Genomic DNA, 18210 nt, shown 5'->3' with positions numbered 1-18210 from the left:
CATGAGCGGCGTGGTCGAGGCGAAGAACGCGCGGGTGCTTGTGGTGGATGATGATCCTGCCATCCGCGCCTTGTTGCACCACACCCTGGGCCAGGCCGGCTATGTGGTGAGCGAGGCTGCCAGCGCCGCCCAGGCACTGGACCAGCGGGCCGCCCACGCGCCCGATCTGGCGCTGCTCGATCTGGGCCTGCCCGATCGCGACGGCCTGGAAATCCTGCCGCAACTGGTGGCCGCGGGCCTTGCCGTGGTGGTGCTTTCGGCACGCGATGCCACGGCGGAAAAGGTTGCCGCGCTCGATCTTGGCGCCAGCGACTATGTCACCAAGCCGTTCGATCCCGACGAAATCCTGGCCCGCGTGCGCACCGCCCTGCGCCACCGCGCGCGATTGGCCGGCGGCGCCGGGGCAGCAGGCGGCGCGTTACTGCGCTTTGCCGATGTGGAGATCGACCTTGCCGCGCGGCAGGTGCGCAAAGCGGGCGTGGAAGTACACCTCGCGCCCAAGGAATATGCGTTCCTGGCCGAACTGGCCGGCCATGCCGGGCGCGTGGTGACCCATGCGCAGCTCTTGCGCACGATCTGGGGGCCGGGCCATGAAACCGACGTGGAATATCTGCGCGTTGCCGCGCGTGGCATCCGGCGCAAGCTGGAAAGCGACCGGCCACCCGGCCAATCCGCCCTGCGCAACGAGCCAGGCATCGGCTATCGTCTTGATCTTGCGCGAGGATGACGCCGGGCTTCGCCCAAGCCACAGCGCCCCACCCGGATGTTTACGTGGCCATCGTTTAAGCTGCGTTTGAGCGTCGCGATGATAGCGCCGGACCCGTCTGTTCAGTCCACCGGAACCGGGGAAAGGTTGCATGTTCAAAAGGCGCGTTGTCGTTCCGCTCGAGACCCGATTTGCGCAGGCCGTGCTCGAGCGGTCGCCCGACGGCTTCCTCTTGATGCAGAACGGTTGCTTCACGTTGTGCAACGCGGCGGCCGAACGCGTCTATCAGCGCACCCGCCAGGAAATCATCGGGGCCACGCCGGGCTCGCTGGCGGCGCCGCGCCAGGCCGATGGCCGCCCCTCGGATGTCCATGTGGCCGAGCGGCTGGCCGAAGCCCAGCGCCAGGGCTTCTCGCGGTTCGAATGGCTCAATCTCGATCGCCAGGGCCAGCCGCTGCGCATGCTGGTGACGCTTACCCCGGTGGAGATGGATGGCAGTGATGCGCTGATGATCCAGGTGCAGAGCCAGGCGGAAACCTCTGCGGTGGTCGATGCCCTGCGCGACGGGCTGGAGCGGCTTGCCGGCGGAGACCTCGATTGCCGCCTGACGCGCGCCTTCCGCCAGGACTACGAATGCCTGCGCACGGCGTTCAATTCCGCCGTCGATGCGATGGCCGGCGCGATGCGATCGGTGGGCGGCATTGCCGAGCAGGTGTCCAACGGATCGGCCGAGATCCTGGCCGGATCGGAAGACCTTTCCACCCGCACCGAACAGCAGGCCGCAGCCGTTGAGGAAGCCGCTGCTGCGCTGCGCCAGATCAACGAAAGCGTGCAGAAGTCGGTGCAGGAAGCAGGCCACGCCAGCGCGATGGTGCAGACCACGCTGGACGAGGCACGGCAATCGGGCGAAGTGGTGGGACGCGCCATCGACGCCATGGCCGCGATCGAGAAATCCTCGCAGGAAATCGCCGAAATCGTTGGCGTGATCGACGCCATCGCGTTCCAGACCAATCTGCTTGCGCTCAACGCCGGGGTGGAAGCGGCCCGCGCCGGGGACGCCGGCAAGGGCTTTGCCGTGGTCGCGAGCGAAGTGCGGGCCTTGGCGCAGCGCGCTGGCGACGCCGCGCGCGACATCCGCGCCCGCATCGGCAGTTCCACCGAACAGGTTTCCAGCGGGGTGGGGCTGGTCACCGCCACCGGCGACGCACTGGAGCGCATTGCCGCCAGCGTCAGCGAAATCAACGATGTCATGCGCCGGATCAGCGGCACCTCCACCCAGCAGGCCGAAACGCTGGGCCAGATCAACGCCACCGTGCGCGATGTCGATTCGATCACCCAGCAGAACGCCGCCATGGCCGAGGAAGCCACCGCCACGGCGCGCAACCTGGCCGATCAGGCCGGCGTGATGGCGCGCGAGTTGGGCAAGTTCCGCTTTGCCGCCGGGCAGGCGGCCCCCACCCCCACCACGGCACCCCGCGCGCCCACGCCTGACCCAGTGCCCGCGCCGACCCCCATGGCAGCGCCGGTTGCGGTGCCTGTCAGGCCGGCAGCCCCGCCGCCGTTGCCAACCCCCGTGCCGTCGGCCCCGCCGCCGGCCGCCGCCGCGCCGGTTGCGCCGCCCGCTGCGCCACCGCGTCCACGCCCGGCGCCCGCCCCGCGCAGCGCCGGCAATACCGCATTGTCGGAAGACGATTGGTCGGAGTTCTAAGCGGTCTCGATCCGCCGCATCCCGGCCTGCCTAGGCGTCGTGTCTCGTTTGGAAGATAAACTTCTGCGACCCAGCGCCGGCAAATCCCTATGGCGCCGCTAGACAAACAGCGGCGCCGGGGGGATGCTGATGGTCAGGGCAATGTGTTGCATCGGATTGATCGCTTTCGCCGCGCCTGCATGGGCCGATGACGGCGGGGGCTTCGCGCTATCCGGCACCGCGCGCTTGCGGTACGAGGCGATTGCCAATCAACCGCGCGCCGGGTTCAATCAGAACGATGATCTGGTCAATCTGCGCACGACGCTCATGGCCAAATACCAGTCCGGTCCATTCACCATCGGCGGGGAACTGTGGGACAGCCGCGTCTATGGCGGTGACAAGGGCACGCCGATCACCACGGGCGAAGTCAACACGCTGGAACTGGTGCAGGCCTTCGTGGCGGCGAAGGGCGTGGTCGGGCACGCCAAGGTTTCCGTCCAGGCGGGGCGGTTCCTGCTCAACATCGGGTCGCGCCGCTTGGTGGCCGCAGACGAATATCGCAACACGACCAACGGCTACACCGGCTTGCGCGCCGACGTGGCCACCCGCAACGGGATTACGGCAACAGCGATCTACGTCCTGCCGCAGCAGCGCCGGCCCGACGATCCGGCATCGCTACGGCGCAACGCCTTTGCCGTCGATCGCGAAGGGTTCGATCTGGTGCTTTGGGGCGGTGTGCTCGCCAAGGCGAAGGCGATCGGGTCGCTCACGGCCGAAGCCAGCTATTTTCACCTGGGTGAGCGCGACACGCCGGGCCATCCCACGCGCGATCGCGCGATCGACACGTATGGCGGCCGCCTGCTGCGCGAGCCGGCGGCGGGAAAACTCGATGGAGAGGTGGAGGCCTTTGCGCAATCGGGCCGGGTCAGCGCTTCGGTCGCGCCGGGTGCGGCGACATTGCCGGTTGCGGCCTGGTTCATCCACGCAGCGATGAGCTACAGCCTACATGACGCTTGGAAAACGCGCGTTTCGGTGCAGTACGATCGCGCCAGCGGCGATGGCGCGCCCGGGACCTATCGCCACTTCGACACGCTCTATGGCATGCGCCGGGCAGACCTGGCGCCCGCCGGGCTTTATAACGCCGTCGGCCGGGCCAATGTCTCGACGCCCGGCATCAGAGTAGAGGTCGCCCCATCGCCCCGGTGGGATGCCTTTGCCACGTATGAAGCCTTGTGGCTGGCATCGCGGACCGACAGTTTCTCGACAACGGGCGTGCGCGATGCTTCGGGCCGATCGGGCGGGTTTGCCGGCCACCAGTTGGACGGGCGTTTCCGCTGGTGGGTGCGCCCGGCCAAGTTGCGGTTCGAAATGGACGGGGTATTGCTGATGAAGGGGCGGTTTCTGGAAGACGCGCCCAATGCGCCGGCCCATGGCACCACGGCCTATGGCGCGCTCAACCTGACCGCTTCCTTTTAGGGCCCAAACCCGATCAGGGCATTGCCGGGGTTTCGGGAACGCCGATCGTGGCCGCCGCAGCATGGGTGCCAGCAGCAGGGTCGCGCGTGGGGCGGGGGCGGGCGGGGCCTTCGACCAGCCCGTCCAGCGCGCGCACCGTTGCGGTGATCAGGGGGACGTCGGCCTTGCCGGCCACGCGCCAGGCGTCTTTTTCCGCATCGTGGCGCGGGGCATCGGGCAGCAGCCAAGTGGCATCGAGCGCGCCAAGCGCGGCCAGCACTTGCGCCTTGGCGATATAGGCGCCGGCAATGCCTTCGTTATAGGAACTGCGCGCCTGAAGCAGTTCGCGCGCCAGTTGCAGCACGTCGAGCGTGGTGAACATGCCGGCGCGTTCTTGCAGCACGGCGCCGTCATAGGCCTTTTGCGCAGATTCGACCGCTTTGGCGAGGTTGTCGATCGCGCTGGTCTGGGCTTGCCAGTCGTTCCAGGCGCTGGCGAGGGCCGCGCGGTTTTCACGCAAGGTGGCGTCCATCAGGCGCCAATCGGCATCGTTGGCCGCTTCGGCCGCGTGGATGCGCGCGGCGCGCTCTCCGCTGTCGAACAAGGGGCCCGAAAGGGTGACCACGCCCTTGATCTCGGTCTGGCGCAAGCTGTCGGAATAATTGGAAAAGCCGCTGGAATAGGGCAGCAGGGCGGCAGTGCCCTGGAAATCCACGCGCGGGCGCTGGTCGGCCTTGGCGCCTTCCACGCTGGCGCGCGAGGCACGCTCGCGTTCCTGCGCCGCCAGGATCAACGGATTGTGTGCCTCGGCATAGGCATAGGCTTCTTCCAGCCCGGAAACGGGCAGTTGCAGCGCGGGTGGCGCGGCGAGGTCGCCAGCGCGGGTGCCGATCATGCGGATGAAAGCAGCCTCCGCACTGCCGGCGTCACGCTGCGCGGCCAGCAGTTGCACGCGGCCCAGTTCCACCCGCGTTTCCACCTGCTGGATATCGGTGGCTGTCACTTCATGTGCCTTGAGCCGGGCCTGGTTGTCGGTCAATTCACGGGTGAGAGCGGACAGGTTGTCGGCCGCGATGGCCACGGCCGCGCGGGTGCGGCGCAGGCCGACAAATGCGTCCACCGCATCGAGCAAGGCCTGCTGCTCGGCCGAGTGCAGCACCGCGCGCTGGTACGACGCCTGCGCCCGCGCGCCGCGCTCGTTGGCAAAGGAGCGGCCGAAACTGAACAGGGGCTGGGTCAGCACGGCCGTGGCGGTGGAGGTCCAGCCGCGGCGGCCGAGGTAAACCCCCTTGGCGATTTCGAAGCGATCCTTGGTCCAGCCATACGTCAGCGCGTAATCGAGCTTGGGACCATAGGCGGCGCGCGCCTGGGCCACGCCCCAATCGCTGCTTTGCGCGCTGCTGCGCTGGGCGAGCAGCGTGGGCGAGGTCCAATAGGCATAGCGCAAGGCATCGGCGAGCGTGGTAACGGGCCGCCCCGCCGCGGCGCCCTCCACGATGTCGGCCGGCGTGTCGGCCGGCAATTCAGGTGCATAGGCGGGGGCGGCATCTTCGTCCTGCGCGGCATCCTGTGCGTGCGCGGCCGGCGTGGCAAGCAAGGCAAGAACCGCCGCGGCTGATGCCGACGATCTGGGCAGGGCGCGCCGGCAATGAAGGCGCAGGTGGCGCAAGGCGTTGCGGCGCATGGCGAAATTCCCCCTCAATTGTCGCGGAAGGCGCGCATGAACTGGTCACGCAGCGGCTTGGTGACGTAGGACAGCAGCGAGCGGTTGCCGGTTTCGATATAGGTTTCGGCTGGCATGCCGCTGCGCAGTGCCAGCCCCTCGCGCTGGATCGCGCCCTGGTCCACTTCGATCCGCACAGTGTAATAGGCCTGGCGGGTTTCCTGGTTATCCGTCCGGTCGGTGGCGACATAGACCACGCGGCCGGGTATTTCCGGCGTGGCGGCACGGTTGAAGGCCGAGAAGCGTACCCGCGCGGCCTGGCCCACGCGCACCTGGTCGACATCGGTGGGGCTGATCGAGGCTTCGACCACCATCACGTCGTGATCGGGCACGATTTCCATGATCGGTTCGGCCGGGCGCACCACATCGCCGATCGCGGCAAAGGCGATCTTTTCGATCGTGCCGGAATAAGGCGCGCGGATTTCGCTGCGGTCCTTCTGGTCCGATGCGCTGACGTTGCGCAACTGCTGCTGGTTGAGGGAAGTGTTCACTTGCGCAAGGTCGGTGCCGGCCTGCACGCGGCGGGTCTGCACGGTCTGGATCGATTGCTCCTGCGCTTCGGTAATGCGGGCACGGGTCTGGGCGATCTGCGATTGCAACTGCGCCACCTGGCCATCGATATCCACGGCGGTGCGTTCCAGTTGGTTGAGCCGATTGATCGTGACAAGCTGCTTGTCCCACAGGTCGCGCACGCCCTGGCGTTCGGGTTCGATCAAGTGGCGCTGTTGGCGCAAGGCATCGATCTGCGCCTGAAGGCCGGTGATCTGCTGGTTGTATTGCACCACGCGCGCCGCAAGCTGGGCCCGCAACTGGCCCTCTTCGGTCTGGCGCATGGCGAACAGATGCTGTTCATCGGCCATGGCCTTGCGCGCGCTGGGATTGGCAGAGCCGGTCAGCTGGGGCGGGAACACCACCTGGCCCAGGCCGAGCCGTTCGGCCTCAAGCCGCGCCTTCTGCGCCAGCAACTGTTCCACGGTGAGGTTGGAATAGGTGGCATCGGCGCCGGTCACGCGGTCATCCAGCCGCATCAGCAGTTCGCCCTGGCGCACATGCTGGCCGTTGATCACGGCAATTGCCGTGATCACGCCGCCGGTGGGATGGGCAATGCGCTTGACCCGGCTTTCCACGCCCACCTGGCCGCCGCCGATCACCGCGCCACCGATCGGCACGATGGCGGCGAGGCCGAACAGCAGGACCATCAGGCCGGCCAGTGCGACGACCAGCCGCACCAAAAGACGCGGGGCATGGGGCTTGGGCTCGCCAGGCTCGTCAACCCACAGCGCGGGAAGAAGCTGCCGCACGGCATCGGGAGAAAGGGGCGCGTTCATCGTGCGGCCTCCTGGGCCAGGCGGCCGGGTGCGGGTGCGCCGGGCGCGGCGGCGCCATCGTTTGCCTGGAGCGTGCGCTGCATCACCGCGTCGCGCTCTCCAAAATCGACCAGGCGGCCGTTTTGCATCACGGCGACATGGGTGATCGGGCCGAGCGTGGCGGGGCGATGGGTGATCATGATCACGATGCCGCCGCGCTGGCGCATTTCCAGCACCGCGCGGTTGAGCGCGGCGTCGCCGGTGGCATCGAGGTTGGAATTGGCCTCGTCCAGGATCAGCAGATGGGGATTGCCATAAAGCGCGCGGGCCAGGCCCACGCGCTGGCGCTGTCCGGCCGAAAGCTCGCTCGCGCCGGCCGACACCTGTGTGTCATAGCCATCGGGCAGGGCCAGGATCGCCTCGTGCAGGCTGGCCGCGCGGGCAGCGGCCATCACCGCATCGGACGTGGCGGCCGGATCGAACCGCGCGATGTTCTGGCCCACCGTGCCTTCGATCAGGTCCACCGTTTGCGGGACATAGCCAAAGGCGCTGCCCAGCGCTTCGGCATCCCACTGATCCAGCGTGGCGCCGTCCAGGCGAACCTCCCCGCGGTTGGGTTTCCATATCCCGAGGATGCCACGCACCAGGGAAGTCTTGCCCGCTGCGCTGGGGCCGATCACGGCAAGCGCCTGACCAGGTTGCACCGACAGCGACACGCCCTGCACGGTAAACCGCTGGGTTCCCGGCGGCGCCACCCACAGATCGCGCAACGCCAGTTCGCCGCGGGGGCGATCGAGCGTCACCTGCCGTTCGGGCGGGCGGCGGAACGTGGTGATGGCCTGGACGATACGGGTCCAGCCGCTGCGCGCGGCAACCAGGCCTTTCCAGTTGGCGATGGCCGAATCGACCGGCGCCAGGGCGCGGCCCGACAGCACCGAGGACGCCAGGATCACGCCGCCACTGGCCTTGTCATCGATGACGAGCAGCGCGCCCACCGTGAGGATGATCGATTGCAGCAGCATGCGGAACGTGCGGCTGGCGCCGCCCAGGCGCGAGACGGTGCGCGCCAGGGCCGATTGTGCCGCGATGAACTGGCTTTCCCAGCCCGAGGTGCGGGCCACCAGGCGGTCCTGCATGCCCATGGCAAAGGCGGATTCGGCAAAGCGGATTTCCGAGAGGGTGGCTGCGCTACGTTGCCCGGTGATCATCGCCAATTCGCGCGAGGCGGTCTGGGTGCGGCGGTTGGACATGAGGGCCAGTACCGCCATGACCAGCACGCCGGCCAATGCGGTAAGGCCCAGCCACCAGTGCAGCGCGGCCAGCACGATCAGGAACATGATCACCCAGGGCAGGTCGATCAGCGCGACCGGTCCGGCCCCGGCCAGGAAAGTGTGGACCGAATCGAGATCGCGCGCGAACTGGAGGCCATCGCCCTTTTCGGCCCCGGCGCGCAGTGGCCGCGAAACGGTGGCATAGTGCACCGCGCCAAACAGGTCATCGTGCACGCCATTGGCAACGCCCAGCAGCGCCTCTGCCCGGATTGCCTCGAAAACCGCTTGAAATACGTAGATCAGCACGAGCATCACGAAGAGCCCCACCAGGGTGGGGATGCTGCGGCTGGGCAAAACCGAGTCGTAGACCAGCATCATGTAGCCCGATCCGGCAAAGACCAGGACATTGAGCAGCAGGCTGGCCACCGCCACCAGCGCGAGATTTCCGCGATACCTGCGCAGGAAAAGGCGCAGCATTTGCCGATCCACGTTCAAACACCCCCAACAAGGCCCTCAATCGCCACTGCTATAGCAGCATGCGCCAAGACCACGTTGCCAAATACTTCCGCCGCGGAACAATAGCGTTTGGAACCGCTGTGCGCGGCGGTGTGTGGAAAGGCCGGCCGGGGGTGGGTTCAGGCCATTTCGTGCTCGGCGGTGGCGCGCGCGCCCACGATCAGCATCTCGCACCACACGCCCTTGGGATCGAACATCAGGTCGACTGCTTCCAGGCCGGGCTGCGCGCGCAGCAGGTGCGAGCCCGTCCCTTCGTGCGCGGGGGGGGCCACCAGCGGGCCGCCGGTTTCCTTCCACAGCAGGTAAAGCCGGTTGCCGTCTGGCGCCAGGAACCAGCGCAAGTCGACCCAGCCGGCCGGGCCGGACAGGGCGCCATGCTTGATGGCGTTGGTGCACAACTCGTGCACGGCCATGATCAGCGGAATGCAGCTTTGATCGGGCACCACGCAGGCGGTGCCGCTCAGGCGGATGCGCGATCCCAGGCTGAACGGCGCGATGGTGCGCTCGATCAGTTCGGGCAGGTGGCCTTCCGCCTCTGTGCCGATGCGCAAGAGGTCGCTGGCCTTGGCCAGGCTTTCGAGCCGATCGGAAAACTCGCGGAAGAAATCCAGCGGGTTTTCGGCACGCGGGCCGCGCGCGGACAGCGCCTGGATGATGGCCAGCAGGTTGCGCGTGCGGTGGCGCAATTCGCGGTTGAACGAGTCCTGCTGGCGCGTCACCGAGTGCAACTCGCGCACGGTGGTCCGCGCCACGATCGCCATGGTCATTGCCAGCACGACGCAGCACAGGGCCAGAACCAGCGATACCAGCAACTGCCCCGTCCACGCCATCTGCGCGAGTGGGCGGACAAACAGCATCAGGGCCAAGGCGAACGAGCCGATCACGGCCAGCGCGGCGAACCATGGTTCGAGCAGCAGCGCCGACAGCAGCACGGTGGGCCAGAACACCAGGAACGGCATCGTGCCAGGATCGGGATCTATCACCAGGCGCAGGAGCGCAGGCACGATGGCCAGGCCGGCAGACAGCAAGGCCTGCTCGGCCAGGCTGCGCTGCTTGATCAGCGCGGCCTGCATCACACCGGAAACCCCGGTCAAGACTTTCATTTACGCCCCTTAAGCCCTTGCAGAATCGCGAATCCGCAGTGTCAGACCGTTTGCAAAACAGTGTTAACGGCATAGCCTGTAAACCGCAGCGCTTTTTTATCCTGGGTCAAGCGAAAGGGGTTAAATCCGTCAACGCGGGCGGGGCGGGGCAAGGCGCAAGGCGGCTTCTATTTCCAGCAGGCTGGCGAGGAGCGCCCGCTCTTCGGGGAGAAGGGCAACGCCATGGTTAAGGGTGGCGCGGCACAGCGCAAGCAGGCTGGCCGGATGGCGCGCCAGGTTGGCCCGGAACTCGGCCAGCGAGTACTCTTGCGCGTTGGCGTCGGACTGGCCGGTGACGATCAAGGCATCTTCGGGCGATGCCGCCGCCTGGATACGCCACAGCACGCCGATGGCGCGCTCGACCATGGCGCGCACCAGGTCTCCCGCCGCTTCTCCCGATGCGCGGGCTTTTAGCTTTTGGCGATAGCGGCGTTGCCTTTCGGCATTGGTCAGGGCCATGGCATGCCTAGACGGGGATTTCTTGCGCTTGGAAAGCCCGGTCACGCCCTTGCGTAACCATCCCTATGCCCGTTGACCCACACGCGCTGGCCCATTTGACATGCGTCAAGGAGGGCGGGCGCAGCCTTGCTATCGTAGCATGGTGGCTTGATCCGCAACGGCGATCGGGCGGATGGGCAAGGAGGATGCAGCGATGACCAATCCTGAAAGTATGGCGTTGCGGCGAGGGATCGCCGGCACGCTGTTGTTCGACGGCGAACTGGCCAGCCGGGGTTTCGAACTCAACGCGATGTGCTTTTCGTTCAACGACAGCGCCAATCGCGCCGCGTTCCTCGCTGACGAGGAAGGCTATTGCGCGCGGTATCGCCTCACGCCCGAACAGCGCGATGCCGTGGCCCGGCGCGATGTGCTGGGCATGATCGAGGCCGGCGGCAATGTCTATTACCTGGCCAAGCTGGCCGGGATATTCGGTCTTAACGTGCAGGATCTGGGCGCGCTGCAAACGGGCATGAGCGTACCCGAATTCAAGCAGTACCTGATCGACCAGGGAACGGCGGCAGGCTGCGTCGCGGCGCGGCAGGATGAAGGATTGGCGGCATGAGCGCGCAGATCATCGGCGGCTATTTCAGCAGCCACGTGCCCGGCATCGGCGGGGCAATCGCTCGGGGTGACCAGGACAAGCCCTATTGGAAGCCGTTTTTCGATGGCTATCCCCCGGTTCGCGCGTGGCTTTCCCAGACCAGGCCCGATGTCGCCATCGTGTTCTACAACGATCACGGGCTCAACTTCTTCCTCGACGCGATGCCGACCTTTGCCGTGGGCGCGGCAGCATCCTATCCCAACGAGGACGAGGGCTGGGGCCTGCCGGTCTACAAGACGTTTCAAGGCGATCCCGGGCTTTCCTGGCACATCATCGAGGAACTGGTGGGCAGCGGGTTCGACATCACCATGTGCCAGAAGATGAAAGTGGACCATGCGCTGTCGATCCCCTTCGAACTGGCCTATCCCGATGCCGACGCCTGGCCGGTCAAGATCGTGCCGGTCGCGATCAACACGGTGCAATATCCGCTGCCCTCACCCCAGCGCTGCTATGACCTGGGCCGCGCGGTAAACCGGGCGCTGCAATCCTGGCAGGACGATACGCGCGTGGTGGTGATCGGCTCGGGCGGGTTGTCACACCAGCTCGACGGGGCGCGCGCTGGCTTCATCAATGCCGATTACGACCGGTTCTGCCTGGATCACCTGGCCAACGACCCGCAGGCCCTGCTGCGCCATTCCACCGAGGAAGTGGCGGCCATCGCCGGGACGCAGGGGGTTGAGATCGTCAACTGGATCGCCGCGCGCGGGGCATTGGGCGATGGCGCCCAGGCCGAAGTGACGCGCAACTATCATATCCCGATCAGCAATACCGCCGCGGCCACCCTGGTGCTGACGCCGGCGTGAACGTTTGGCGTTCGGTCCACGTGCCGCACGCGTGGATCGATTGGCCGGCGCGTCTTCCTGGGGGGGAGGGCGCGCCGGTTCACTCTGCCAGGTCGTTCACCGCCATGAGCGCCAGTTCGGTGCGGTTCTCGATGCCCAGCTTCTGGTACATCGCGTGGAGATAGACCTTCACGGTGCCTTCGCCGATATTGAGTTCGGCGCCGATGTCGCGATTGCGCATGCCACGTGCCACCAGCCGGGCAATGCGCCGCTCGCGCGGGTTGAGCCGGTCGAGCGGGCCCGCGCCTTCGGGATGAAGCGAAAGATCGAGCGCGCGTTGCAGCAGATCGGCGGAGATCGCACGCTCGCCGTCCTGGACCTTGTCGAGCACTTCGATCAGTTCGTCTCCCGCGCCGTCCTTGGACACGATACCTTCAACCCCGGCACGCATCACGGCCAGCAGATTGCGGTCGGTCAGTTCTGCGGTCAGCAGGACGATGCGGCGCTTGTCGCCGCGCGCGCGCAGGGTTTCGAGCACCTGCACGCCGTTCATGCCGGGCATGTTGATATCGAGCAGTACGATATCGGGATCGTGGGTGGTGATCGCCGCCAGCGTTTCTTCGCCGCTGGCCGTGGCCGCCACCAAATGGAACTGGCTGTCACGCAGCACGGCGGCCACGCCAGCGCGGATGAAGCCGTGATCGTCTGCGACAAGAACGCTGGTCATGCCTGGAGGCCTGTCATGCATAGAGGCGGATGGGCACTTCGATATCGAGACGGGCGCCCGGACGCAGGTGGTTGTTGGAATGTTCGGCAATATGCATCCGCCCGCCCAGCGCGGCTACGCGCTCGGTAATGGAGCGGGGCTGGCGCAATTGCCCGGCACGGGGAAAGCCGATGCCGTTGTCTGCGATGGTGACGGTCAGCAGCGAGCCGTCGTGATCGAGCGAGATGGACACTTCGCTGCACTGGCCATGTCGCGCTGCGTTGGCAACAGCCTCGCGCACCATTTGTCGCAATTCATAGGATAAGTGGATCGGAACCGACAGCGGGCCGACATGGGCGGCAAAGGTCACGCGGATGCGCCAGTGGGCGGACATCTCTTCGACCAGGCTGCGCAATTCCTCGGTGAGGTCGGTGGCGCGGTCGCCGTCCTCGCCCCGGCGCAGGCGGTCGATCATCACGCGCAACTGGGCCAGTTCGCGGCGCAGCGCGTCCTTCATGGCCACGATTTCGCCTTCGGGGTCCTTGCCATCGCGCAGCCGCCGGCGCAGCGCCTCGAGGCGAAACATCGTGCCCGCCAGGAACTGCACCACGCTGTCGTGCAGGTCGCGCGCCAGGGCATTGCGCACTTCGGCCACGGCCGAACTCTTTGCCAGGGTTGCCATTTCCTCGCGATCGAGTGCCAGGCCGATTTCGCGCACGAGTGCTGCCATCCACGGCAGATCGTCCACGGCCATGGCGGGAATGCCCCAGACCAGCAGCTGCCCCTGGCTCGAAACCGAATTGAACGTGGCAATGATGCCTTCGTTCACCTCGCAGCGGACGGCCAGCGGCGCAGTGAAGGCTTCGTGCTCGATCACCAGCTGGTGTTCGGCGGCCAGGCCGATGCGGCGGCGGCGGCGCAAATCGAACAAGGTGGGGTACCCTGGCGCACCCAGGGTTTCCGACAGCAGCCCCGGACCCTGGCGTTCGGTGGTGACGACGCCGTCACGCTCGACCAGCAGGTCGATCCACGGTTCGTCACCCCAGGCAACGGCCAGTGCCGCGCCGCGTGCGCCCATGGTGGCGCAGGCCTGCCCCAGTGCGCCGGTCAACACGCGGTTGCGCCGGGCACCGGGCGCGCCGATCGGGTCTGGCAGCGTGACCACGCGCAAGCCGCGCTGGCGGCTGGCCAGCCACAGCATCAGCATGGATACCACCACCATGCAGATCAGCCCGCGCACGAAGCGCAGCGGATCGGGGCCGGCGCTTTCCATGGCCAGCGCCGCTGCAGGGACGATTGCCGAGAGTATGAGCCCCATGCCAGTGGCGGCCACGCCGATCGTGCCCCAGCGAACCAGCGCCACCAGCAGCAGGAACGTGCCGAACACCAGGAACGGGCCGGTCAACACGCCATGGGGTTGCTCGGTAAAATAGATGGCAGAGGCAAAGGCGATGAAATCGATGATCTGCGCAACCGGGGCCAGGCGGCAATCGAACCACCAGTCTTGCCAGGCAACGCCCGCCAGCACGATGGCCCACAGCACGTAGCCGCCCGCCAGGAGCGTGGTGAGATCGGGATTGCGCAAGGATACGTCGGCGGCAAACACGATGCCGGCCATGAACAGGAGCGCCATCGTCATCCGGCACAAGGCGAGAACCTTGCCGCTGCGCCGCGAGAACATGTGACGGACCTCCAAGCCTGCGGCCTCCCCTATATGAAAAGATATGTGGCACCCGCGCGGGATATGCAATGCGCTGCCCATGGGTGTGCTTTTGCGTTAACCATTGTTACAGAGAGTACCATGCCACCGATCACGCTTGCCGGTTCATGAACATATCGCTGATGCCCTTTCTTTATCGACTTTTGATTCGCCTGCTCTCCCTTGCAGGGTGGCACATGGCCGGCACTGCCGATAGGATCGGTTGGAAACCATGACCATCTCGCCACTATCCGAATCTCCGCTCGATGCACTCACCGCCAAGCAGCGGGAGGTTCTGGACCTGTTGATCCAGCACAAGACCTCCAAGGAGATCTCGCGGATTCTGGGGATCTCTCCCTATACGGTTGATCAGCGTATCCTTTTGGCGCGGGGCAAGCTGCAGGTCACGTCGCGCAGCGAAGTGGCGCAGGCATATAGACTTTTGCTGGAGCGGACGGCCGCCGAAGGCCTATCCGGAAAACCCGTATATGGTTCGCCGGACGTCGCCATGCGCAATAATCCGACGCACAAGCATGAGGAAGGCAGCGATGGGGCCCAAGCCCCGACCGGGTACGGCAGCGTTGATGGGGATCACGCTGACGGCGCACCGGTCAACCAACGGGATGAGGGATATCATCGCGTCCTTCCGGAGATGTTTGACGGACCATATGGGACACTGATGCGACTGGGGGCCACGGCCCTGATCGCGATGGTCCTGATCCTCACGGTGCTGGGCGGGTTGACGATGTTTTCGCAACTGTCACGGATCGTGGATCGCTGAACCGTCGATCATCCTCCGCGTCAAAACGGGGACGGCGCCCTTGGCGCCGAGTGGAGGCACATGACGATGACCAGCAACAAGCACAATCAGACCCTTTCTGTTCGCGGCGCTGCCGCGATGACCCCGGCTGTCGCCCAGATGCGCGTCACCCGCGATCTGCACGAAGCCGAAGCAGCGCTCGATGAAGCGCTGATCCGCCAGGCCAACCTGCTTTCGTCGATGGTGACGGCGCGCCGCGAGGCCGGCCTGCCGCCGTTCCAGGGGCAGGATGCGCTGATGCGCCTGCTCAAGAGCCAGCAGGCGATGGTCGATGCCGGGGGCGAACTGGCGCGGGTTCATGGGCGCCTGAGCGCGATTGCCGCCGAAACCATGGGCGGCAACGACCAGTGCCCCAAGACGGCCACCCTGGCCGATCCGGCCGACGCCGGCGATGCGGCTGCCGCAGCCCTTCCACGCGCGGCCTGACCGGCCGTCCGCACGCGCAAGGAGGATGTGACGCCCGATGCTTTCGCTCTGGCTACCCCGCATTCTTCTGGCGTTTGCCGTGCTGTTCGCCGCCCGCAGGGGCGGCGAACCGGAACAATCGGTGGCGGCGATCCTGCTCGCAACGTTCGCGCTCGACGTCGCCAACCACGCTATTTTCGGAGATCCCGCATGGTTCGCGGTGAACCCTGGACACCTGGTAATCGATATATGGGCGTTTATCGTCTTGCTGTGGGTGGCCTTGCGGGCCAACCGGGCATGGCCCCTGGCGGTCAGTGCGGCCCAGGCGGTGGTGCTGCTGGGCCACGCGGCCAAGCTGTGGGAACTGGCCATGGTGCGCAAGGCGTACTGGGTTATGACCCAGGTGCCTTTCACGCTGCAACTGCTGTTGCTGATCTTTGGCACCGCGGCGCATGTGCTGCGCACGCGGCGGCTGGGCGACTATCACGGCTGGCGGCTGACCTGATCGCTGTGCTTTCGGGCAAGGGGAGGGCCGTGGCATGACCGTGCGTTCGATGCGGGCTGCTGCCCGTCGCGGCGATGGCGCCAGGGCAATGGCATTTCCGGCAGAACCGATCGCCGTATCGGCAGTGGTGGCGCCGCAGCGCCCCGTGCTGCCGACAGCGGCGCTGGCGATGGCGCGCGAAATCTATGCCGGCCGCCGCCGGCGTGAGCGCTTCCTGGCGGCCGACCTGTTCGGCGAGCCGACCTGGGACATCCTGCTTGATCTCTATATCGCGGCCGGCGAAGGGCGGCGCGTGCCCACCACCAGCGCGTGCATCGGCGCCAATGTGCCGCCGACCACGGCGCTGCGCTGGCTGCGCATTCTGGAAGCGCGCGCGCTGGTCGAACGCGAGGACGATGGCCGCGATGGGCGGCGCACGTTCGTGTGCCTGACAGCGCGTGGCATGGCCGCCATGACCGATCTGATGCTTAACTGGCAGACAGGCATGGGTTCGGCGGTGCAGACTGGCCGCAGCGCCGAAGCGTCCGCGCTGGCCATGCTGGATTTTCAGGACCTGGCGGCCGACTGACACCAGGTTCTGGCCGGTCGGGCATCGCACCCTGGGGTGAAAAGCCCGGCCGCACGGGGATGCGGGGATAGATTCCTCGCGCCGCGCGGCCGGCAGGCAGGGTGAAGGCGTAACGTGTCCTTACTCGCTCAATTCCCAGCGGATCGAGCCGAGATAGATACCTGTCGTCGCAGCGCCGGTTTCGTCGGTCGCCACGCGGAACCGCGCACGGCTGGTGATGCGGTTGCAGGCGGTGGCATCAAGCAGGTCGTGTCCGCTGCTGCCGGTGATGGCGCAGTCCAGCACGCGGCCATCGCGGCCGATCGTCAGGCGAAAGCGAGTGACCCCGGTCCAGTTCTCGCGCACGGCCTGTGTCGGATAATCATCGCGCGTGACCCACCCGCCCGGATCGCCGCGCGGCACCGCGCGCTGCGGCGTGACGGTTGGCGTGGGCAGCGGCTCTGGCGAAGGCATGACAATCGGTCCCGGCGTGGGCACGCCGATCGGGCCGGTATCGCCCTGGGGCAAGATGAGCGGCCCGGTCTGGGGGAGCGGATTGGCTGGCGTGCGCGGGTCCGCCGGCGTTTGTGCAGGGGTCACTTGGCCGGTCGTGGGGGGCGGCGGTTTGCGATCCGGGGTCTTGGGTGGCGGGGGCGGGACATAAGTCCAGTCGTTGGCCTGCAAGGTATCGTGGATTACTGCACGGATGGCCCCGCCGGCAAAAGTGGTGAGCAGCGCGGCGCCGACGCCCACATGGAGCAGGCCGACGGCAAGGCCGATGCGCAGTGAAGGACGACGGGCAGTCTGATCGACATAAGCCATGCGTTTCTCCTCTCAGCCATGTTCCGGTCCGGCCTTTTGATGACAGGCAAGGCCGCGTCCCGGGCAACGGCCGCAGTGGACCCGGGCGGATCGCGGCGGCGGTTGCATCGGTGATGGTATCACATCGCGTTCCCGTCCCAAGCGGATTCTCAACCGCAACGGTAGAATTTGTGACTGGCCAGGATCGCGGGCGTCCGGCTTGACCTTGGCGGTGCCTTGGCGTAGGGGCGCTTTCGTTCCGGGGGCATTTCATGCCGCCGGCCAGTCAAAGAGCTGAACATTGCCGGTGCGCATGGGGCTGCAAGTGGCGGGTAATCCGCCATGGTGGCCCTTTTCCCATTGGGCTTGGCCTTGCTGATTCGGATCATGCCGAATCGCCCGGCCGGTCCACCGGGATTCTAGCCGTCAAAGTAACCCGGTGCCGTTGGCCTGGGTGGAGTGTTTTCGGCTCATACGATGCGTCCCGCGCCGTGGCCTTTTGCGCCGCTGCCTTGGTGCATTGCATGAGATGCGTCTTCCTTCACCTGTTCCGGCGTTGCCACAACCAAGGTGAAGAGTACTTCATGCCTACGATCAACCAGCTGATCCGCAAGGGTCGCGTCCCGCAGAAGGCCAAGAGCAAGGTCCCTGCGATGGAGCAGAACCCGCAGAAGCGCGGCGTTTGCACCCGCGTCTACACGACCACCCCGAAGAAGCCGAACTCGGCTCTCCGCAAGGTCGCGAAGATCCGTCTGACCAACAGCCGCGAAGTCATTTCGTACATTCCCGGCGAAGGCCACAACCTTCAGGAACACTCCGTGGTGCTGATCCGCGGCGGCCGTGTGCGCGACCTTCCCGGCGTGCGCTACCACGTGCTGCGCGGCGTGCTCGACACGCAGGGCGTGAAGGACCGCAAGCAGAGCCGTTCGAAGTACGGCGCCAAGCGTCCCAAGTAATCGTGGCCGCAAGCGTGGCGGGTGGGGGCACGCGGTGCCCCGCCAGGCCACCATGCCGGAAATGAGCGGCTGGCTTTGATGCT

18 protein-coding genes are annotated in these 18210 nt (G+C 66.5%); 10 read left to right on the top strand and 8 right to left on the bottom strand.

The window, feature by feature from the left end; translation table 11 throughout:
* Position 1: 1 nt before the first annotated feature.
* The 3 genes from R9J51_RS18025 (at position 2) to R9J51_RS18015 (ending at position 3869) form a co-directional block, all read left to right on the top strand.
* Positions 2–727 carry a response regulator transcription factor gene (locus R9J51_RS18025; RefSeq protein ID WP_179505287.1) on the top strand — a complete coding sequence of 242 codons (726 nt, stop codon included), beginning with the start codon at positions 2–4 and terminating at the stop codon, positions 725–727.
* 130 nt (positions 728–857) lie between these two features.
* Positions 858–2414 (top strand): methyl-accepting chemotaxis protein, encoded by a 1557-nt coding sequence (locus R9J51_RS18020; protein ID WP_218847380.1) that lies wholly within the window; start codon positions 858–860, stop codon positions 2412–2414.
* A gap of 156 nt (positions 2415–2570) precedes the next feature.
* The gene (locus tag R9J51_RS18015) at positions 2571–3869 is read left to right on the top strand and encodes an alginate export family protein (RefSeq protein WP_432787645.1); all 1299 of its coding nucleotides are present in this window, start codon (positions 2571–2573) and stop codon (positions 3867–3869) included.
* A 13-nt stretch (positions 3870–3882) separates the two neighbouring features.
* Here the strand turns inward: R9J51_RS18015 and R9J51_RS18010 are convergent, their stop codons facing one another.
* From R9J51_RS18010 to R9J51_RS17990, 5 genes are all read right to left on the bottom strand, one after another.
* Entirely contained in the window at positions 3883–5532 is a 1650-nt protein-coding gene (locus R9J51_RS18010; RefSeq protein ID WP_218847381.1) for a TolC family protein, read from the bottom strand.
* 14 nt (positions 5533–5546) lie between these two features.
* Positions 5547–6899, bottom strand: coding sequence for an HlyD family type I secretion periplasmic adaptor subunit (locus R9J51_RS18005; RefSeq protein ID WP_168556910.1), 1353 nt, complete (start codon positions 6897–6899; stop codon positions 5547–5549).
* Positions 6896–8626: a type I secretion system permease/ATPase gene (locus tag R9J51_RS18000; protein ID WP_210425702.1), complete on the bottom strand. Its 1731-nt coding sequence runs from the start codon at positions 8624–8626 to the stop codon at positions 6896–6898. Before R9J51_RS18000 ends, R9J51_RS18005 begins: the two co-directional genes overlap by 4 nt.
* 158 nt (positions 8627–8784) lie before the next feature.
* The gene (locus tag R9J51_RS17995; protein WP_168556912.1) at positions 8785–9768 is read right to left on the bottom strand and encodes a sensor histidine kinase; all 984 of its coding nucleotides are present in this window, start codon (positions 9766–9768) and stop codon (positions 8785–8787) included.
* A gap of 129 nt (positions 9769–9897) precedes the next feature.
* Positions 9898–10311 carry a hypothetical protein gene (locus R9J51_RS17990; protein ID WP_432787644.1) on the bottom strand — a complete coding sequence of 138 codons (414 nt, stop codon included), beginning with the start codon at positions 10309–10311 and terminating at the stop codon, positions 9898–9900.
* A 148-nt stretch (positions 10312–10459) separates the two neighbouring features.
* On the opposite strand from R9J51_RS17990, the gene R9J51_RS17985 reads away from it, so the two are divergent.
* The gene (locus R9J51_RS17985; protein WP_211184988.1) at positions 10460–10867 is read left to right on the top strand and encodes a protocatechuate 4,5-dioxygenase subunit alpha; all 408 of its coding nucleotides are present in this window, start codon (positions 10460–10462) and stop codon (positions 10865–10867) included.
* Positions 10864–11709 carry a class III extradiol dioxygenase family protein gene (locus R9J51_RS17980; protein ID WP_179505283.1) on the top strand — a complete coding sequence of 282 codons (846 nt, stop codon included), beginning with the start codon at positions 10864–10866 and terminating at the stop codon, positions 11707–11709. The genes R9J51_RS17985 and R9J51_RS17980 overlap by 4 nt, the downstream gene beginning before the upstream one ends.
* A 79-nt stretch (positions 11710–11788) precedes the next feature.
* Here the strand turns inward: R9J51_RS17980 and R9J51_RS17975 are convergent, their stop codons facing one another.
* Complete coding sequence (locus tag R9J51_RS17975) at positions 11789–12415, bottom strand: response regulator (protein ID WP_168556915.1); 627 nt, start codon at positions 12413–12415, stop codon at positions 11789–11791.
* Positions 12416–12428: 13 nt separating this feature from the next.
* Positions 12429–14075, bottom strand: coding sequence for a histidine kinase (locus R9J51_RS17970; protein ID WP_179505282.1), 1647 nt, complete (start codon positions 14073–14075; stop codon positions 12429–12431).
* A gap of 250 nt (positions 14076–14325) precedes the next feature.
* Here R9J51_RS17970 and R9J51_RS17965 point away from each other — a divergent pair, with 250 nt between their 5' ends.
* The 4 genes from R9J51_RS17965 to R9J51_RS17950 all read left to right on the top strand — a co-directional run bounded on the left by R9J51_RS17965 (position 14326) and on the right by R9J51_RS17950 (position 16391).
* Positions 14326–14874 (top strand): helix-turn-helix domain-containing protein, encoded by a 549-nt coding sequence (locus R9J51_RS17965; protein ID WP_168556917.1) that lies wholly within the window; start codon positions 14326–14328, stop codon positions 14872–14874.
* A 66-nt stretch (positions 14875–14940) separates the two neighbouring features.
* Positions 14941–15339, top strand: a complete 399-nt coding sequence (locus R9J51_RS17960; RefSeq protein WP_246866185.1) for a hypothetical protein — start codon at positions 14941–14943, stop codon at positions 15337–15339.
* A 79-nt stretch (positions 15340–15418) separates the two neighbouring features.
* Entirely contained in the window at positions 15419–15823 is a 405-nt protein-coding gene (locus tag R9J51_RS17955) for a hypothetical protein (RefSeq protein WP_432787643.1), read from the top strand.
* Between the two features lie 34 nt (positions 15824–15857).
* Complete coding sequence (locus tag R9J51_RS17950; RefSeq protein ID WP_221240683.1) at positions 15858–16391, top strand: MarR family transcriptional regulator; 534 nt, start codon at positions 15858–15860, stop codon at positions 16389–16391.
* A gap of 120 nt (positions 16392–16511) precedes the next feature.
* Here R9J51_RS17950 and R9J51_RS17945 read toward each other — a convergent pair whose 3' ends face one another.
* The gene (locus tag R9J51_RS17945) at positions 16512–17192 is read right to left on the bottom strand and encodes an energy transducer TonB (protein WP_179505281.1); all 681 of its coding nucleotides are present in this window, start codon (positions 17190–17192) and stop codon (positions 16512–16514) included.
* Between the two features lie 563 nt (positions 17193–17755).
* Here R9J51_RS17945 and rpsL point away from each other — a divergent pair.
* Entirely contained in the window at positions 17756–18127 is a 372-nt protein-coding gene (rpsL, locus tag R9J51_RS17940) for a 30S ribosomal protein S12 (RefSeq protein WP_022675067.1), read from the top strand.
* The last annotated feature ends 83 nt before the right edge of the window (positions 18128–18210 follow it).

It is taken from the genome of Novosphingobium rhizosphaerae (genome assembly GCF_050920675.1).
Taxonomy (GTDB): Bacteria; Pseudomonadota; Alphaproteobacteria; order Sphingomonadales; family Sphingomonadaceae; genus Novosphingobium; species Novosphingobium rhizosphaerae.
This window is presented reverse-complemented; position numbering and strand designations above follow the sequence as displayed.

What these genes read in the sequence shown, in the direction of transcription:
- R9J51_RS18005 (WP_168556910.1), bottom strand. Translation starts at nt 6,899, where the DNA reads ATGAACGCGCCCCTTTCTCCCGATGCCGTGCGGCAGCTTCTTCCCGCG.
- R9J51_RS18025 (WP_179505287.1), top strand. Translation starts at nt 2, where the DNA reads ATGAGCGGCGTGGTCGAGGCGAAGAACGCGCGGGTGCTTGTGGTGGAT.
- R9J51_RS18020 (WP_218847380.1), top strand. Translation starts at nt 858, where the DNA reads ATGTTCAAAAGGCGCGTTGTCGTTCCGCTCGAGACCCGATTTGCGCAG.
- R9J51_RS17975 (WP_168556915.1), bottom strand. Translation starts at nt 12,415, where the DNA reads ATGACCAGCGTTCTTGTCGCAGACGATCACGGCTTCATCCGCGCTGGC.
- R9J51_RS17965 (WP_168556917.1), top strand. Translation starts at nt 14,326, where the DNA reads ATGACCATCTCGCCACTATCCGAATCTCCGCTCGATGCACTCACCGCC.
- R9J51_RS17945 (WP_179505281.1), bottom strand. Translation starts at nt 17,192, where the DNA reads ATGGCTTATGTCGATCAGACTGCCCGTCGTCCTTCACTGCGCATCGGC.
- rpsL (WP_022675067.1), top strand. Translation starts at nt 17,756, where the DNA reads ATGCCTACGATCAACCAGCTGATCCGCAAGGGTCGCGTCCCGCAGAAG.
- R9J51_RS18010 (WP_218847381.1), bottom strand. Translation starts at nt 5,532, where the DNA reads ATGCGCCGCAACGCCTTGCGCCACCTGCGCCTTCATTGCCGGCGCGCC.
- R9J51_RS17950 (WP_221240683.1), top strand. Translation starts at nt 15,858, where the DNA reads ATGACCGTGCGTTCGATGCGGGCTGCTGCCCGTCGCGGCGATGGCGCC.
- R9J51_RS17995 (WP_168556912.1), bottom strand. Translation starts at nt 9,768, where the DNA reads ATGAAAGTCTTGACCGGGGTTTCCGGTGTGATGCAGGCCGCGCTGATC.
- R9J51_RS17980 (WP_179505283.1), top strand. Translation starts at nt 10,864, where the DNA reads ATGAGCGCGCAGATCATCGGCGGCTATTTCAGCAGCCACGTGCCCGGC.
- R9J51_RS17970 (WP_179505282.1), bottom strand. Translation starts at nt 14,075, where the DNA reads ATGTTCTCGCGGCGCAGCGGCAAGGTTCTCGCCTTGTGCCGGATGACG.
- R9J51_RS18000 (WP_210425702.1), bottom strand. Translation starts at nt 8,626, where the DNA reads ATGCTGCGCCTTTTCCTGCGCAGGTATCGCGGAAATCTCGCGCTGGTG.
- R9J51_RS17960 (WP_246866185.1), top strand. Translation starts at nt 14,941, where the DNA reads ATGACCAGCAACAAGCACAATCAGACCCTTTCTGTTCGCGGCGCTGCC.
- R9J51_RS17985 (WP_211184988.1), top strand. Translation starts at nt 10,460, where the DNA reads ATGACCAATCCTGAAAGTATGGCGTTGCGGCGAGGGATCGCCGGCACG.